Source organism: Nostoc sp. ChiQUE01b (assembly GCF_034531255.1).
In the GTDB taxonomy this organism is placed as follows: Bacteria; Cyanobacteriota; Cyanobacteriia; order Cyanobacteriales; family Nostocaceae; genus Nostoc.
Genome location: NZ_JAVRBM010000072.1, coordinates 1 through 17,076, shown reverse-complemented (window position 1 = coordinate 17,076; position 17,076 = coordinate 1). Strand labels below are relative to the sequence as shown.

11 protein-coding genes are annotated in these 17,076 nt (G+C 38.0%); 9 read left to right on the top strand and 2 right to left on the bottom strand.

The window, feature by feature from the left end:
- The first annotated feature begins 197 nt into the window (after positions 1-197).
- Both RMY63_RS31855 and RMY63_RS31850 read left to right on the top strand, forming a co-directional pair.
- Positions 198-1,532: a tetratricopeptide repeat protein gene (locus RMY63_RS31855; protein ID WP_322732529.1), complete on the top strand. Its 1,335-nt coding sequence runs from the start codon at positions 198-200 to the stop codon at positions 1,530-1,532.
- Positions 1,495-3,648 (top strand): CHAT domain-containing tetratricopeptide repeat protein, encoded by a 2,154-nt coding sequence (locus tag RMY63_RS31850; protein WP_322732528.1) that lies wholly within the window; start codon positions 1,495-1,497, stop codon positions 3,646-3,648. The genes RMY63_RS31855 and RMY63_RS31850 overlap by 38 nt, the downstream gene beginning before the upstream one ends.
- Before the next feature lie 75 nt (positions 3,649-3,723).
- On the opposite strand, the gene RMY63_RS31845 is transcribed toward RMY63_RS31850, so the two are convergent.
- The gene (locus tag RMY63_RS31845) at positions 3,724-4,125 is read right to left on the bottom strand and encodes a hypothetical protein (protein ID WP_322732527.1); all 402 of its coding nucleotides are present in this window, start codon (positions 4,123-4,125) and stop codon (positions 3,724-3,726) included.
- Positions 4,126-5,129: 1,004 nt separating this feature from the next.
- Between RMY63_RS31845 and RMY63_RS31840 the strand changes: the two genes are divergently transcribed.
- The 5 genes from RMY63_RS31840 to RMY63_RS31820 all read left to right on the top strand — a co-directional run bounded on the left by RMY63_RS31840 (position 5,130) and on the right by RMY63_RS31820 (position 14,304).
- Positions 5,130-8,432, top strand: coding sequence for a CHAT domain-containing tetratricopeptide repeat protein (locus tag RMY63_RS31840; protein ID WP_322732526.1), 3,303 nt, complete (start codon positions 5,130-5,132; stop codon positions 8,430-8,432).
- Between the two features lie 77 nt (positions 8,433-8,509).
- Positions 8,510-9,142 carry a hypothetical protein gene (locus tag RMY63_RS31835; RefSeq protein WP_322732525.1) on the top strand — a complete coding sequence of 211 codons (633 nt, stop codon included), beginning with the start codon at positions 8,510-8,512 and terminating at the stop codon, positions 9,140-9,142.
- A gap of 160 nt (positions 9,143-9,302) precedes the next feature.
- Complete coding sequence (locus RMY63_RS31830; RefSeq protein WP_322732524.1) at positions 9,303-11,210, top strand: hypothetical protein; 1,908 nt, start codon at positions 9,303-9,305, stop codon at positions 11,208-11,210.
- 13 nt (positions 11,211-11,223) lie between these two features.
- Positions 11,224-12,660: a DUF1822 family protein gene (locus tag RMY63_RS31825; protein ID WP_322732523.1), complete on the top strand. Its 1,437-nt coding sequence runs from the start codon at positions 11,224-11,226 to the stop codon at positions 12,658-12,660.
- A 30-nt stretch (positions 12,661-12,690) separates the two neighbouring features.
- Positions 12,691-14,304 carry a CHAT domain-containing protein gene (locus RMY63_RS31820; protein ID WP_322732522.1) on the top strand — a complete coding sequence of 538 codons (1,614 nt, stop codon included), beginning with the start codon at positions 12,691-12,693 and terminating at the stop codon, positions 14,302-14,304.
- A 162-nt stretch (positions 14,305-14,466) separates the two neighbouring features.
- On the opposite strand, the gene RMY63_RS31815 is transcribed toward RMY63_RS31820, so the two are convergent.
- On the bottom strand, positions 14,467-16,053 hold the full coding sequence (locus RMY63_RS31815) for a transposase (RefSeq protein WP_322732521.1): 1,587 nt from the start codon (positions 16,051-16,053) through the stop codon (positions 14,467-14,469).
- Between the two features lie 157 nt (positions 16,054-16,210).
- Between RMY63_RS31815 and RMY63_RS31810 the strand changes: the two genes are divergently transcribed.
- Together RMY63_RS31810 and RMY63_RS31805 are read left to right on the top strand one after the other, a co-directional pair.
- The gene (locus RMY63_RS31810; RefSeq protein WP_322732520.1) at positions 16,211-16,408 is read left to right on the top strand and encodes a hypothetical protein; all 198 of its coding nucleotides are present in this window, start codon (positions 16,211-16,213) and stop codon (positions 16,406-16,408) included.
- A 15-nt stretch (positions 16,409-16,423) separates the two neighbouring features.
- The gene (locus tag RMY63_RS31805; RefSeq protein WP_225892572.1) at positions 16,424-16,834 is read left to right on the top strand and encodes a hypothetical protein; all 411 of its coding nucleotides are present in this window, start codon (positions 16,424-16,426) and stop codon (positions 16,832-16,834) included.
- Positions 16,835-17,076 lie beyond the last annotated feature (242 nt).

The following is a 17,076-nucleotide window of genomic DNA, read 5'->3' as shown; positions in this document are numbered from 1 at the left end:
CCTAGATGCGTTTAAGTCAAGGTAATTACCGAAAATTAGACGCTTCAGGTTTCCTAAATTTGACTGAAATTATAAAATTTATACCAACTTAATTTCTCACTACCGTCTGGATAGGTTAAAGAAATTATGTAAACAACTAAGAATAAGTTACTAATCGGTTAATACTCATAATAATTGCAATAATTGTAACTTGTAGTATGCGTTCTAAAAAGCTGGCATTGGGTATTGTTAACCTAACAGGGAAAAGCAGGATTAATTCTGTTAGTAAAATTATTGTTTGTCTGCTGCTACTACTAACTTTACCAGTGTCAGTTGTTACTGAAAGTCAGGAAGGAGCGATCGCGCAAACCCAAAGCGGGGAAGAACGAAAACAAGAGAAGTTAGAACTCCAGGAGTTGCTACGACTGTCTCGGTTAGGTCTTGAACAGTATAACAAAAGTCAATACCGAGAAGCTTTGGAAACATTCCAAAAAACTTTAGCTATCGTCAGAAAAATTAAAGAAGGTTCCGCAGAAGCAGCTATTCTCAACAAGATTGGACATACTTACCTGCACTTGGAAAAGCATTCCGATGCGCTTGAGTATTTCCAACAAGCTTTAACTGTTTCCAAACAAATTGGCGACAAAGTTTTAGAAGGGAGTAATCTTAACGATACAGGGTTAGTTTATGACCGGTTGGAACAATATACAAAAGCCTTGGATTTCTACCAACAAGCTTTGGCGATTCGTAAACAGATCGGCGATAAAGCCGGGGAAGGGACTACTCTCAACAATATTGGTTTAGTTTACTACAATCTGGCACAATACCCCAAAGCTTTCGAGTATATACAGCAAGCTTTAGCGATTCGCAAACAGATCGGTGATACAGCAGTGGGAAGGACTATTCTCAACAATGCTGGATCATTTTACGACAGATTGGGACAATACCGCAAAGCGTTGGAGTTATATCAGCAGGCTTTGGATATCAGCCAACGCATCGGTGATAAAGCAGGAGAAGGAGCTACTCTCCACGATATTGGGTCAGTCTACAGGAACTTAGGGCAATACCCCAAAGCTTTAGAATTTTCCCAGAAAGCTTTGATGATTCGCAAACAAATTGGCGATCGGGCAGGGGAAGGGTCTACTCTGGGCAATATTGGTAATATTTACCTCAGTTTGGGAGAATACTCAAAAGCCTTAGAATTCTACCAACAAGCTAGGGAGATTCTCAAACAACTTGGCAAGAAAGTAGAGGAAGGGTCTACTCTGGCTAATATTGGAAGTGTTTACCAGAGCTTAGGACAATACCCCAAAGCTTTGGAATTCTACCAACAAGCTCTAGCACTTCTCCCACAAATTAGCGAGCAGAAGGAAAAAGGGACTATTATCAACAATATTGGGGAAATTTACCGCAAGTTGGGACAATACCCTAAAGCTTTGGAATTCTTGCAACAAGCCTTGACGATTCGCAAACAAATTAGTGATAAGTTGGGAGAAGGGTTTACTGTCAACAGTATTGGTTCAGTTTTACTACAGCTTAGGACAATACTCTAAAGCTTTGGAATTCTTGCAACAAGCTCTGGCAATTCGCAAACACATTGGCGATCGAGCAGGGGAAGGAACTACTCTCAACAGTATTGGGTCAGTTTACGACAACTTGGGACAATATCTTAAAGCTTTGAAATTTTACGAACAAGCTTTAGATATTCACAGAGAAGTTGGTAATAAGATAGAAGAAGGGAATACTCTTGACAACATGGCGGGAGTTGCCAATATTTTGGAGCTAAAACCCGAAGCTTTGAAACTTTTCCAACAAGCTTTAGAAATTCGCAAACAAATTGGCGATCGCTTGGGGGAAGCTACTACTCTTAACAATATTGGGTTAGTTTACAAAAGTTCGGAAGAATATGCCAAAGCTTTGGATTCTTTCCAACAAGCTAGGGAGATTGATAAACAAATTGGCAATAAGTCAGGAGAAGGAACTACTCTTAACAATATTGGGTCTGTTTACAGTGATTTGGGACAATATCCTAAAGCTTTGGAGTTTTACCAACAAGCATTAGCAATTAACAAACAACTAGGTAATAAAGACGGAGAAGCGAGCATTCTTAGTAATATTGGATACGTTTATGTAAAAACAGATAAACTAACAAAAGCAATAGAGAATATAAGCGCAGCGATTGATGCTCAAGAACTTCTCCGACCTGGTTTAAAAGATGCTGATAAAATCTCAATAATTGACACTCAAATAAATACGTACAAGGTTTTACAACAAGCATACATAAACCAAAATCAGCACGAAAAAGCTTTAGAAATATCGGAACGTGGACGCGCTCGTGCATTTGTGGAGTTATTAGCCGAAAAACAGAAAACGCAGGTTCAACCCAAACCCACTATCAACCAACTAAAACAAATCGCCAAAGACCAAAATGCGACTCTGGTAGAATACTCAATTATTAACGAAGAATTCAAAATTGAAGGCAAAAAACAATGGCTTGAGTCACAACTCTATATTTGGGTTATAAAACCTACAGGAGAAGTCAAATTTCAGTCAGTTGACCTCAAAAAACAAAACACAACCATCGCATCCCTCATTCCCCGCTTTCGTAAATCTCTCTATTTAAGTTCCAGAAGCGCGGGAGAACCAATATTCAAACCAGGAGACAGAGTTCGTTTTAAAGACGATGGAGCAGATGCACAGCTTTGGGAAGTTATCTCATTTGATGCTCAAAAACGAGAGATTACCGTCAGATATCCCACGTTTGCACCTGGGTTGACAACAACACGTCCTATAACCGAAGTGGATGACAGCAAACAAGCATCTCTGCAAGAACTCCATAAACTTCTAATCGAACCGATCGCAGACTTATTACCGACAAAAGAAAGTGATAAAATTATTTTCATTCCCCAAGAAGAGCTATTTTCCGTTCCCTTTCCTGCACTACAAGACGCAAAAGGTAAATTCCTAATTGAGAAACATACTATACTGACAGCCCCATCAATTCAAGTGCTGGATTTAACTAGAAAACAGCGTCAAAAATTACCAAACAATGTAAAAGAAGTCTTGGTAGTAGGAAATCCTAGCCCTATGCCTCAACCATTCAAACCTCTGGAATATGCTACACCCGAAGCTGAAGCTGTTGCCAAATTGTACAAAGCCCAAGCGATTATTGACAATGCGGCTACGGAATCAACAATAGTAGCAAAAATGCCTTATGCACGGATAATTCATTTGGCAACTCATGGAGACTTTGATAATACCAAAGGCTTGGAAAGTAAAATAGTTCTAGCACCTGACGCTAAAAATGATGGTTTCTTGACTGCTGGTGAGATTTTTGACTTATTTGGGCAACCAGATAGTAAATTATCCTTACATGCAGAATTAGTTGTTCTCAGTGCTTGCGATACAGGAAGAGGACAAATTTCAGGTGACGGGGTAATTGGGTTGTCTCGTTCTCTAATTTCTGCTGGTGTTCCCAGTGTCGTTGTTTCTTTGTGGAGTGTGGATGATGCTGCTGCTACAGAGTTTTTGATGACAGAGTTCTACAAACAATTAAAAAATAATTCAGATAAAGCTACTGCTTTGCGTAACGCGATGTTAGCGACAATGAAAAAAGATTCTAATCCTAGATTATGGGCAGCATTTACGTTAATTGGTGAAGCTGATTGAATGGAACATCTGATAAATTTTTTTTTGATAATGAAGCCCTACACCTAACGGTAAGGCTTCACTTTATTTCACTTTTCAACCGGGAGTACTCTCGCTATTCTGAGTTTTATATCGAGGAGATTCCTGTAACATTACTTCAGTTAAATCCTTCAATGCTGTTTGTTGTAAATTCCTATACTTACCGTCTAATTCTTCATGACTAGCAATAGTTTCTAAGTTAACTATTCGCCCTTGTAATTGCTGAATTTCCAGGCTCATAGCATTCATTGACTTACTATAAAAAAACCAAACCGAAGCGGTTCCTAGAGTAAGAGCAATTAAAACAAATAAGGGAAGCAAAATCCCCATTGCTGTGAGAGCGATAATCGGCACGCAGGCAAAGAATAAAGGTATAGACAATCCCCACATCCAAATTGTGGCCTTCAAGCGAATATCTTTTTCCTTGCTATCAAGAATTTCTTGATTGTTATTCATCATCTTGACCTCACTTAATTGGTTAAATAAATGCAATCTATAATTAGGAAGAAATAATAGATAAGCATACTGCTAATAAAAACAATCCAATCGACAACAAGAATATCCACTTAATCAAGCTCCAAATAAAGCCTTTTAATTGCCAGATAATAATTGCAAAAATCATCCAGCCAATAATCACTAATGGATCGTTGTAGTGCAGATGATAGTAATTATTAATTAACTCGCAAGTGTTAGAGAAACCAACTTGAGTACAATTCATAAGCTAATGACAAAAGATTGATAAACACAAAGAGATGATCGAGAGATGTATAAATTACAAAATTCGGTGATTTTTGAAGGTTTAATGACCTGTACTCAGAAATGTAATTTTTGGATTTTGTAATATTACTTGCTAATCATCTCTCGATAACTCTTGATTAGAGCTAAAAAGACAACATAATATTACCTTTTAGTCCTAAAATGAATGAGCTAAAGCTTAAATTAACCGCGACAGTTATTGAAAAAACCAATTTGCGTTCCACAGTCAACATAAACCGATTCCGGAAGCTGACTAGGAGTACAGCCAGTTAGAAACGTTCCACTAAAAAGTAACAGCATGATTACAATTAGAGGAATAAACTGTTTCAGGAAATTATTTGAGACTTCGTATCTCCAATTTTCAAACCAATCGACAAATGTTTGGAAAGACTGCATCATACATCTCCTTATTTTTTGCTCGAATACCGCCGACTTGCTGCAAACGAAACTTTTGCTCGTTCTGTATTTAGTTCTGGAAAGAACAATGTAGATTATGCAGTCACTATTATGAAGTTTATTAAAGTTTGTACGCGCTCGCTTTCAGGATCGGGTTTCAGTATAATTTCTACGGTAAATATCCAAAAATCACCTTGCTATAGTGTAAAGATTTTTATCGAAACCTCGACATAAGCTGAAGAAATTGTATATAGGCTAGAGATAATTTACTAATCGGTTAATACTGGTGATAAGTACTTGATTTGTCACCTATGCGCTCAAAAAAGCTTGTTCTGGGTATTGTCGCTCTTGTGACTGCTGTTTTAACAGGTTTTGCGTTTAATTCCCTAACACCATTTTTTAGGATACAGGTGTTAGGTCAAAGTACGGAAACTAGCAAATCAGAGGCAGAGCATCTGTTGAATTTGTGCAGAGAACAGCTTAATAAGAACCAATTTCAAGCTGCGTTGCAGTCTTGTCAACAAGCAGCGACTACTGCTCAAACAATAGGCGATCGCTCCACTCAAGCTAAGTCCTTGATTAATTTAGGTTTAGCATACCTAAACACAGGAAACGCGAAACAAGCGATCGCCAATTACCAACAAGCATTAGCCATTGCTCAAACAATAAGCGATCGCACGCTCCAAGCAAAATCCTTGAATAATTTAGGTTTAGCATACCTAAACACAGGAAACGTGAAACAAGCGATCGCCTATTGCCAGCAAGCATCGGAGATCGCACGGGAAATTAAAGACCCTCAACTGGAAGCAGCAATTTTACAAGCTTTATCCTTAGCCCAAGTCCAAAATAACCCCCGAAAACCGGAAGCAGATAGACTATTTGATTTAGGTATCCAGCAATTTCAAAACAGCCAATTTAAAGCAGCATCGCAATCATGGGAACAAGCACTTTTAATCTATCGAGAAATAAAATACCCTTGGGGCGAAGTAGATGCACTGGTCAATCTCGGTAATGCCTACGATAACTTAGGAGACTTCCCAAAAGCGATTCATTACCTTGAGCAATCCTTACCGATCGCACGAGAAATTAAATACCGTCAACGCGAAAGTTATTCACTAAGAAATCTTGGTTCTGTCTACATTAACAAGGGAGATTACACAAAAGCGATTTATTACCTTAAGCCGGCCTTAGCGATCGCACGAGAAATTAAAGATCGTCAGGGCGAGGGTGCGACGCTGGGAGATATGGGTCTTGTCTACGAAAGCATAGGAGACTACCCAAAAGCGATTAGCCACCATCAGCAGTCCTTGGCGATCGCACGAGAAATTAAATACCCTCTAGGCGAGATTAAATCGCTGTCAAATCTCGGTATTGTCTACCTTGACCTGGGAAACTACCCAAAAGCGATTGAGTCCCAACAACAAAGTTTGGCGATTGTCGTGCGAGAAACTAAAGACCGTTCAACTCAGGGCAAAATACTAGGAAATATCGGTAATATCTACTTTTTCCTGGGAGACTACCCAAAAGCAGTTGACTATCACCAGGAGTCATTGAAGATTGCACGAGAAATCAAAAACCGTAAAGCCGAAGGTCAATCACTGCTAAATCTTGGCGCTGCCAACCTTTACCTGGGATATGACCAGAAAGCGATTCATTCCATTAAGCAGTCCTTGGCGATCGCACAAGAAATTGAAGACCGTCACAGCGAGGGTAACGCATTGTCGAATCTTAGTGATATCTATACTAAATTAGAAGACTATCCAAAAGCGATTAGTTATGACCGGCAGCATTTGGATGTCGCACGAAAAATAAACGACCGTAAGGGCCAGAGCATTGCACTGGGAAATATTGGTCTTGTTTACTCTTACCAGGGAGACTATCCAAAAGCGATTGATTATTCTCAACAATCCTTAGCGATCGCACGAGAAATTAACGACTCTGAAAACAAGGGGAAGTTACTGATCAATCTAGGATTTTATTTCTACAAACAAGGAAATTTCAACTTGGCAGAGAGTACGCTATTTGAGGGAATGACAGTTAGAGAATCTCTACGAGGTCGGGAATTAAAAGATAGCGAAAAAGTATCCATTTTTGACACGCAACGCAACACATACCGCGCTCTACAACAAGTTTTGATAGCCCAGAAGAAAAATGATCTAGCCTTAGAAATAGCTGAACGCGGAAGGGCACGAGCTTTCGTGGAGTTACTTGCTTCTAAATTATCCCCTAACCCTCAACAACAATCACTCACTTTTCCAACAATTGAAAAAATTAAACAAACTGCCAAACAGCAAAATACTACCCTCGTTCAATATTCAATTGTTTACGATGATTTCAAAGTCAAAGATAAAATACAATTTAAAGAATCAGAACTCTATATCTGGGTAATTAAACCCACAGGTGAAGTCAAATTTCACCCAGTTGACCTCAAACCCCTGTGGCAAAAACAAAACACTTCTTTAGATGACCTCGTTAGCAAAACCCTCGAATCTCTTGGTGTCGCTATAGATTTTCCCAGAAGTGCAAATAACGAACAAAGTTTTGCAGTTGGTGACTTAGTAAAACCCAATGATGCTTTCGCTAAAGACCCTGCTTGGAAAGTAATTGCAGTTAATCCTCAAAACAGGACAGTCAAAATTCAACTGAGCGATCGCAAAGACACAGAGCAACCCGTGGAAATGGAAAGAAAATTTACCGAAGTTACAAAAGTTTCATATTCCCAAGCAGCCAACATCAACTTACAACAACTGCACAAAATTCTCATCGATCCCATCGCTGACCTCTTACCCAAAGACAAGGGCGATCGCGTCACCTTCATTCCCCAAGGTTCTTTATTTTTCGTTCCCTTTCCAGCACTCCAAGACGCTGACCGCAAGTATCTCATTGAGAAACACACCATCCTGACTGCACCATCGATACAGGTACTAGATTTAACTCGCCAAAAGCGCCAACAAATCTTAGGAACTTCTAAAGACGTGCTGGTTGTAGGTAATCCCACCATGCCTAAAGTATCACTGTATCCTGGGAAACCTGCAACGCAGTTAGACCCTCTCCCAGATGCAGAGATAGAAGCAAAAGAGGTAGCGCAGATATACAAAACCAATGCAATTATAGGCAAGAAAGCCACTAAATCTGCAATTTTACCCCTACTCCCCAAAGCCAGAATCATTCACCTTGCAACTCACGGCTTACTTGATGATTTTACAGGTGGAGGTGTACCGGGTGCTGTAGCCCTTGCTCCCGAACCTCTGAATAAAGGAAAAGAAGAAGGAACCAACGGTTTACTAACTGCGAGCGAAATCTTCGATTTAAAGCTTAATAATACCGAGTTAGTTGTTTTGAGTGCTTGTAATACGGGAGTTGGAAAAATCACGGGTGATGGGGTGATTGGTTTATCGCGTTCTTTGATTAGTGCAGGTGTACCCAGTGTTATTGTCTCCCTATGGTCAATACCCGATGCTCCTACCGCATCTCTAATGACAGAGTTTTATCAACAGTTGCAGCAAGGCAATGATAAAGCTTTTGCACTACGTCAGGCAATGTTGAAAACTATGGAAAAACACCCAGATCCCAAGAACTGGGCTGCTTTTACCTTAATTGGCGAGTCTAATTAAACCGCAGCCTGCATAAATCTCAAAACCCATCCAGAACTACTGATGTCAGCCAATAGTAAATCAAAATGGGGTCATTTATGGCAGTAACACTAGAGCAAATAACAAGTTACCTAGAACAAAACGACTTAAAGTACGAAGTTGATGCAGAAAATCAACGCATCATCACCGGATTTCAAACTGAGAATATTGAGGATTTTTTGATTGTAATTAGTTTAGGTGAAGGAGGAGAATATTTGCAAATGCTAGCACCGCAACTGCTGACAAATATCAATGATGCACATGCACCTGTATTGTTCAAAGCATTACTCAACCTGTCTTTGCAAACCAATATGGTGCGCTGGAGTTATGACCCAATGGGAAGAGAAATTTGTGCAACAGTTGAGCTTCCCTTACTGGATAGCATCTTGACAGAAAAACAGTTTGGATTCTGTTTAGAAGCTTTGGTAAGAATAGTAGATGAAATCGCTATGCCAAGATTAAAAACTATTTTAGAGACTGGTATCGACCCAGCCGAAGAAGAAATAGGAGAAAGACTGCTATTGAATTTAGAAGAAACCTATCCAGGGTCAATTACTTACATCGAACAAGCACTACTCCGGCGCAAAAGTTTAGCAGAATCTCCAAATCAGCAACCAGCAACGGAGAATCATTCCAGTTCAAGTAATGTTTGGCAAAAAATATGGAATGTTGTTGCTTCAGTCAAAAAATGATTTGTTGGATAGTTGTGGATAAATTACAAGCATATATTTATTAAATTATCCAACAATCACCTTAACTGAAACATTAGAAATATATTGTGCCAAACTTCCCTATTAAAGAGCAAGTTATTTCAAAATAATAAACTTGATATTAGCAACAGGAAGACGGATAATGCAACGACGAACAAATATAAAAGACAAATTTACAACTTTTCTCTATATATCTGAGAATAGTGATGGGCATATTCTTATTGTCTGGAAAGAAAATCCTGAATTAGTTAGTAACTTCAGAAAAATGGTTAGTAAACTCCAACAAAATGGTGATGGCGAACAGGAATATAGCGAGGAATTCTTAGTACTGTATTTCTTAAATCAAACCAAGCAAGAAAATCCAAATCCGTCTGCATTTGGACATTTGGCAGCATACTTACAAGAAACTGTCTACGACGCGGCTAAAGAAGAATACAAAAAGTTTCCTAACTCGATATTTTTATTGACGGATTGTCTACTAGAAGCTCAAAAATACATAAATGACTATCAACAATTAAAAAAAATCTTGAATAAATTTGACCCAGAGCGTGGTTCCTTAGAAGCATTTGTTAGAAAAAATGTTAGAGAAAAAATACAATATAAGGTTTTCTTATTTCTTAGGATGGGTGTAGAAAAAGCTAAGTATTCTGATGCAGGATTGTTGCGAAACATAAGCGCAAAATACCTGAAAGAGTCGTTACAAAAATTCGGAATTTATGAATTACAGTTGCGATCGCTTACGGAAACATCTTTAAAACAGGTTTTAGAAAAAGTAAATATTGAACAACCAAAATTATCTCAATGCTTGCTAGCTTGGAAGTGCTTTAAGGAAATAGCAGATACTAAGATAAAAAATTTAACTTCTAAGCAACTCAAAGCTATCACTAATCGTTACAAAGAGTTAGCTTCCTCTCAAAAACTCTCAGCATCTGTTAGCAGCGAAGACTTACAAGTTTTGCTACAAACTTGTGACGATTCCGCCCGCCAAAATACGTTATTTTTCCAATGCGACCTAGCTTGGCGTTGCTATAAGCAAATTTATGCGCCGAATACTACTGACTCTGATACAGAAGAAACTACCCCAAAAGAAGAAAAAACTCAAAAAAAATTAGAATGGCCAAGTCCAAAAAAATTGGAACCAATTACGAACCGCTATAATCAATTTATTTTGTCTTCAACATTGGCTATAAATAGTGAAAAGCTTGACAGTTTTCTCAAAACTTGTGTAAAAGCCTTGAGAGCAGATATATCAAAAAAAATATCACTTTCAAATGTAGATACAACTTATATAAATTCAGATGGAGAAGAGGTAGATTTGTTTGAAAATGTATCTACTGATAAATTAGTAGATCCTGGGCAAAATGAAATAAGTTTAACTCCTTGGGAAAAGGAGATAAAATTAGAAGATGACGAGCAATTGAATGAACTAAAATCAATTTTGATTAATTCTTATAATAAACTTCCTAGAGACGAGCAAAAGATGCTCCAGCTTGAGCTAGGGTTATCTATAGATCAAGTACATATTGGCTATGCTTTTAATATAAGGCAGTTTGAAGTATCACGTCGTCTTCAAAAAGCTAAACGATTGATATTGAGAGACGTAGTTAAATTGAACTTACAAAAATTCAATTGTATTACTCCTAATGAGATTACTCCCAAGAAGGTTGAGGATATCTCGACAAAAGCAATAGATGATTGTTTAGAGCCATATTTTAAATCTAAATTGGAGGAAAACTTAAGTAATAACTTCCCTCCAGAAGGTTCTGATAATTTAGAAATATTTAAGCTTCACTATGAGCAGAAATTGTCCTTAAGCACAGTAGCGGAGCGATTGAAGATTCACGAATCAGCTTTGCAGGAAATAATTGATGGTGTAAAACAGCAGCTATGCTTAAAATTGTCTGAACAAGTGCAAAGAGATTTACCACTTAATTCTCCTGAATCAGATCGACAGGAAATCTTAGCCTTTATCGATAAAGCTAATCAGCTAATTTCAACCTTCGTCGATACATGGATAAAAAGCGCACCTTATGCCACATTTGGAAACTAATGAGAGGAAAGTCATGTTTGAGCAAAATATAGTGAAATTAATCAATAATAATTCTAAAGCCGTGATTTTAGAATTTTCAGAAAATGACAAAGAAAAGGCATGGTCGCAAGTAAAACATTCAAAAAAATACTCTCATGATGCAGCCCGTTGGAATGCATTTCTCAATTTTCTCAGTCAAAATATTTTGAGCGAATGGCTAAAAGAAGAGCTTGATTTATCCCAACCCATAACTTGGAGTTCGCCAGATATTTGGGAATTTGTAAATGGTTCGTCATTTTTTCTTGGAGATAAACGCATTGTTATTATTCTTAGCGAAGCAATTGATAATCAAGAATTTTGCGTTCCTCAAGAATGGGTAGATATTCCTAAATTTGTTGCTGATTATTATTTAGCCGTGCAAATTATTCCAGATGAGCATAGTCTTTGTATTTGGAGCTTTACTACACATCTTGATTTGAAAAATCAGGGAGAATATGATGCTGTAGAGCATACTTATACCTTGTTCAGAGATGATTTAGTTCAAGATATAAATGCATTTTTAGTATCTCTAGAAGTATGTCCACAACAAAGAGAAGCTATTCCAACTCTGCCAAAAATATCAGCAGATGAAGCAGAAAATCTCATCAAGCAATTGAGCCAAGCTTCTCCTTATTCGCCTCGTTTGGATATAGATTTTCTTAAGTGGGCAGCATTACTAGAAAATGATGAATGGAGGCAGAAACTGTATGAATATCGAAATTCGGGATTAGTATCCGCTGTTACTCCATCTGTGGTTACACCAACAAAAGCAGCAATAAATCTATCAAGTTGGTTAGAGAATATATTCGATACAGGTTGGCAGACATTAGAGGAATTATTTGCAACTTCACAAGTCAATTGGGCTTTTAGAAAAAAAAGGTTGAGTAAAAAGCCTGATGCTAAAACTTTAAAACAGATAAAAAACCTAATTGAGCAAATTAAAAACACTTCAGATGAGGGACAAAGACAAATAGCTGCTGAAAGATTAGGAGAAATTGGTTATCAAGATAAAGAAACAATTGATTCCCTAATTCATTTAATCCGAACAACACAAAATGAAGAAACTCGTTGGACTGCTGCTGCAAGTTTGTGGATGATAGACCCCGATAATTCTACGGTGGGAGTTAAACGAGGTAGTAATTTGGGAATGCAATTAGCAGGTAATGCGTTGGCTTTGATTGTGGGGTTTTTAGAAAAAAGTGATAGTAAAGTTGCTGTTTTAGTACAAGTTCATGCGATGGAAGGTCAAAGATATTTACCTGCTGGTTGTCGAATGACGGTGTTAGATGAAACTGGTAATATTTTCAGCGAAATTGTTGCTAGAGAATCTGATAGAGCCATTCAAAAGAAATTTAGTGCTAAACGAGGAGAAAGATTTAGCGTCAAAATATCAGTAGGAGATAGCTGTATTGCTAAAGATTTTCCACTTTAACTTTTTAGTAACTATTCGTAGAGGATGGTAATGGCCAAGTTAGTGGTTTTTAAGGCATATCAGGGGGATTTTAACCAGGGGTTTTGTGTAATTTTGCAGATAGGAGATGAAGGTCAACCTTTTCACACAGAAATTAATGGTAATTTACCTCCAATTCCAGAAATTAGTCAATATTATCAGGATTGGCGGTCAATTTATCTCAGTTTAGGAACTCCTCGACGACTAGAAGCAGCGACACAAGAGTTCACACATCTGGGTGATGCTTATCAAGATTGTCTTAATGCTGCTGATTTGTTAGGTAATAGTTTAAATAATTGGTTGAATTCTAATGAATTTCGTCCAGTTAAAGAAAAATTACTGGAGAACTTATCTAAATCTGATGAAGTGAGGGTAATTCTCCAAGTGGATAATATTTTGATGCGACTTCCTTGGCATCTCTGGGATTTTTTTGAACTTTATCCTAAAGCAGAAATTGCTTTGGGGAGACAAAATTATGCTCCCCTTTCTCCATTTCTAGAAATCAGCAAAGTACGTATACTAGCGATTTTAGGTAATAGCTCTGATATTGATATTAAGAAAGACCGTCAATTATTACAACAATTACCCAACGCTGAAGTTCACTTTCTCCCTGAACCGAAGCGCAGTGAAATAAGTGAACAACTTTGGGATAAAAATTGGGATATTTTGTTTTTTGCTGGACATAGCCATACTGAAAGTATGACAGGAAAGATTTATATTAATCCAAATGATAGTTTAAATATTGATGAATTAAAAAATTGCTTAAGAAAGGCAATTCAAGGAGGGTTGCAGTTAGCTATTTTTAACTCTTGTGATGGCTTGGGATTAGCACAGCAGTTAGCTGATTTACAAATTCCTCAAGTTATAGTGATGCGAGAAGCGATACCAGACAAAGTAGCACAAGAATTTTTGAAGTTTTTTCTCGGATTATTTTCAAAAGGTGAATCTTTATATTTATCTGTGAGGAATGCACGTCAAAGATTGAAAGACGAATTGGAAAAAGATTATCCTTGTGCTAGTTGGCTACCTGTAATTTTTCAGCATCCTGGGGCAATACCATTTACTTATCCGAGATTTGAACATCAACAAAATTCTGGTAGAAAATACATTAGAGTAGGTTGTGTCGTAACAATTCTAGGTTTCTTATCGGTTTCACTTACATTCGGAGCCTTTATTTCAAAGAAATCCATAGATTCATCGATCAGTATGAATGCACCACCTCAATCTATAAAATCTCCTACGCCACTAGCAACTCTAGCACCTGGCACTTCATCAAGAAGTATTGACGATATTTATGGAAATTTTAAACTGCGGTATAGCTTTTCTGAAGTGGTCTACGAAAGTACCCTGAAGATGAAAGGTGATTCAGGGACATTACTAACTAAATTTTTTGATAAAAACACAAATCAAACTAAAATTGTTGAGCAAAGCATCAAATTGGAGCAATCTTCTACAGGCTTATTACTGTTGGGTTCTGACCCTGTATATCCTGGTACTCAAACACCTTATCCCAATTACGTTGCTGACAAATTTATTATTGAATTAAATCCTGATGGTTCTTTTAACTGGAAAACCTGCGATGATACTTGGAATTGTGCTGATGTAGAGGTTGAAAAGTTACCATAAATTTATCTTAGGATTGTAAGTCGGGTATATTCGCAACCTATATCGATTTATTAATTACGCCTAATGTGAATTAGGAAAAAAGGCGGGAGAAGTAAGAAGATGAAAGTTACCAGCTTTTCAATTCAGACTTCCCCCATGACTAGCATAGACAATGGATCGCTATTAACAACAATCTTTGTAGTGGTAGATGATAGCAATATGTTGTAAATGTGTTTTCGCCAGTCCAAAATATCGTGTTCGTCGCAAGCCAAACCTACCTACACCTTGAGAGATAGTACCCTCAACACCGGCTCGACGTGCGTAGTTTTGCTCAAACTCTGGAGTTTGTTGTTGATGACGACGTTCAACAAGTGCCGCATATTCGTCACGAGGTCGCAACTTGATCTTTCGAGGAGCAGTTTTAGCGGAAGTACAATTAATTCGTACCGGACAAGTAGCACAAATCTTACGGTCAAAGACAACTTCAATTAAGGGATTGTGATTACAGTCACGAGCTTTTCGCCATAGACGACTGAGATTTCCTTGTGGACATATTGCAACTTTTTGATCCCAATCAATGATAAATGCACTAATATCAAAACCTGTTTTTAACTTTGCCTGCCAACTAGTATCAACAGCCACAGGCCCAACCAGGGAAACTTGATAAGCCTGATTACTTTCAACTAATTGGTAGGCATCTACATAAGCAGCATCGACATAATGCTCCAGGGGTAACAGGTCTTTGAGAGCTAGTTGATGATGAACAATCGATGTCACCTCTCCATCTGGATTTGTAGAAGAAGTTGTTTCTACATTTGTAATTAAATTTGGAGTTTGCTCATCACAGGTTTCGCTCAGATGTACTTTATATCCTGTCCAATTTATCTCCCGTTTACTACTATTACGAGCTTCAATATCATAGGGTGATTCAATACAAATCGAATTCGGCGGTAATCCCGTCTGATTTGGGTTTCGCCACACTAATCCATTTTTGTCAAATGTGTATTGTTGAATCCACACCTTTCTTAGGATTTCTACACTGTCAAGTTGGCATAAACCAACTTTATCGTGATTACCAAACCAAATTTGATGTAGTATGTAATGTCCATCAAATCCTATTTTTAGTGCCAATTCTTCCCGCTCATTTCTATTTTTCGGTAAGCGGTAATTATCAAATCTCCAACTGTATTGCTCAAACCAATCTTCACTAATAATTGCTTTCAACCATTCTGGTTCTACTGAAGCTATTTCGTTGAGTGCTGCTCTGAATGTTTCTCCAACTAATTCCAACCGATTTAGTTGACGTATTGCTGCTATCACTTGTGTTGAATCTGTTCGCTGCTTTCCTCGATGCTTAATTAGTTTTTTCTCTTGAAACCTAACCAGCATTAAATCTAACAACTTGTTCGCTAAACCATACTCGCATAATCTACTGCGAAACTCGCTCAATACACTACAGTCAAATCCTGAATCTGTTAGCTCTAAACCAAGTGCATATTTCCAATCTATTCGACTCCTTACTGCATCTGCCGCTTGTCTATCTGTTAACCCTTCGCCAAATTGCATGACTGTGATTAATGCCAGTTTCCCTGGAGACATTGCTGATTGTCCGCATCTGGCTGGGAATAGGATGGTAAACTCTCTATCTGCGTATAACACTCCTAATTCATCGTACATTTTCATGTACATATTCCCTTTTGGGAATGACGCACGCGCTATTTGTGCTGTTTGTTCTGGTATTTCCCATTGATTTTTTGGATGCAGTGTCATACACAGATACCACAAGTTACTCTACTTTTTGTATCTTCTGACCTGCTGCTCTAAGCCATATTAGGGGGTAAGACCCCCTATTCGCCAGCTGTATCCTTTAAGAAGTCGGGGATCTGAACACTGCAAATTTTCACAAATCAAATAGGATTGCTATAACATGCGGTTTTTAGCATTATTCAATTTTTTCTTTACTAATCGCTGCATATTTCGCCAAACTTCATCCAGATATAGCAGTAACAGAGAATCAACAACCCAGGTTGCTCTGTTGAATCAAACCCATAACCCAATTGATGGCAGACAAAGAGTCAATCAAGCTGCCAGAACCGAAATTTTACAACCTGAAAACTTCTCTTAATTAAGGAAAGCAAAAATGATGAACTTAAGTTCCAATACACTGATGGGTAGCTTTTCCAAAAAGGCTCGCAATTTATTCGCACTGCTTCTTGCAGCAGGAACTTGGCAAGCTTCGATTCCTGTTGCCCTACTGCTGACATCTTCTGCATTGCTTACTGCCGAGGTTGCACATGCTGCCGAATCTATGCCCGTTACGCTCATTCAAGGATTTGGTTGGGACTCCTCGAATGGCGCATACAAGGCTTTGATTCAATCTAGAAGCGGCAACCAATACTTCGTATGGTACAGCAATTTAATTGAAGCAAAGGTTGGTTCGGTGGTTACGCTCACATACGATGGATCTGGCTCTTCGCTCTATTTCTACAAATTAATCAATACTGGGAATGGAAAAGAAGCAAGCGTCAGTCGATATGTAAAAGCCAATTAAGTTTTTAATCAAGGCAAACAATACCAAAAATTGACGTGCTTTGTAGTTTGGTGACTGCTGCAACTATTTTTTAGTGACGATAAGGTTAATCTTGCTCATCTTTTAAGCGATGCGGAAGCCGCCCCTGCGTGATCGCACTTGCAATTGTAAACAAATGTTAGGCGATCGCTTTACTCCCTGCACCTGAAATCGCGAATTTCTCACAAACAATAAAAAATCAATTTATATGGACTGATGTTAGA

Coding starts and splice junctions, on each gene's coding strand:
- RMY63_RS31855 (WP_322732529.1), top strand. CDS start 198: ATGCGTTCTAAAAAGCTGGCATTGGGTATTGTTAACCTAACAGGGAAA.
- RMY63_RS31845 (WP_322732527.1), bottom strand. CDS start 4,125: ATGATGAATAACAATCAAGAAATTCTTGATAGCAAGGAAAAAGATATT.
- RMY63_RS31840 (WP_322732526.1), top strand. CDS start 5,130: ATGCGCTCAAAAAAGCTTGTTCTGGGTATTGTCGCTCTTGTGACTGCT.
- RMY63_RS31835 (WP_322732525.1), top strand. CDS start 8,510: ATGGCAGTAACACTAGAGCAAATAACAAGTTACCTAGAACAAAACGAC.
- RMY63_RS31830 (WP_322732524.1), top strand. CDS start 9,303: ATGCAACGACGAACAAATATAAAAGACAAATTTACAACTTTTCTCTAT.
- RMY63_RS31825 (WP_322732523.1), top strand. CDS start 11,224: ATGTTTGAGCAAAATATAGTGAAATTAATCAATAATAATTCTAAAGCC.
- RMY63_RS31820 (WP_322732522.1), top strand. CDS start 12,691: ATGGCCAAGTTAGTGGTTTTTAAGGCATATCAGGGGGATTTTAACCAG.
- RMY63_RS31815 (WP_322732521.1), bottom strand. CDS start 16,053: ATGACACTGCATCCAAAAAATCAATGGGAAATACCAGAACAAACAGCA.
- RMY63_RS31810 (WP_322732520.1), top strand. CDS start 16,211: ATGCGGTTTTTAGCATTATTCAATTTTTTCTTTACTAATCGCTGCATA.
- RMY63_RS31805 (WP_225892572.1), top strand. CDS start 16,424: ATGATGAACTTAAGTTCCAATACACTGATGGGTAGCTTTTCCAAAAAG.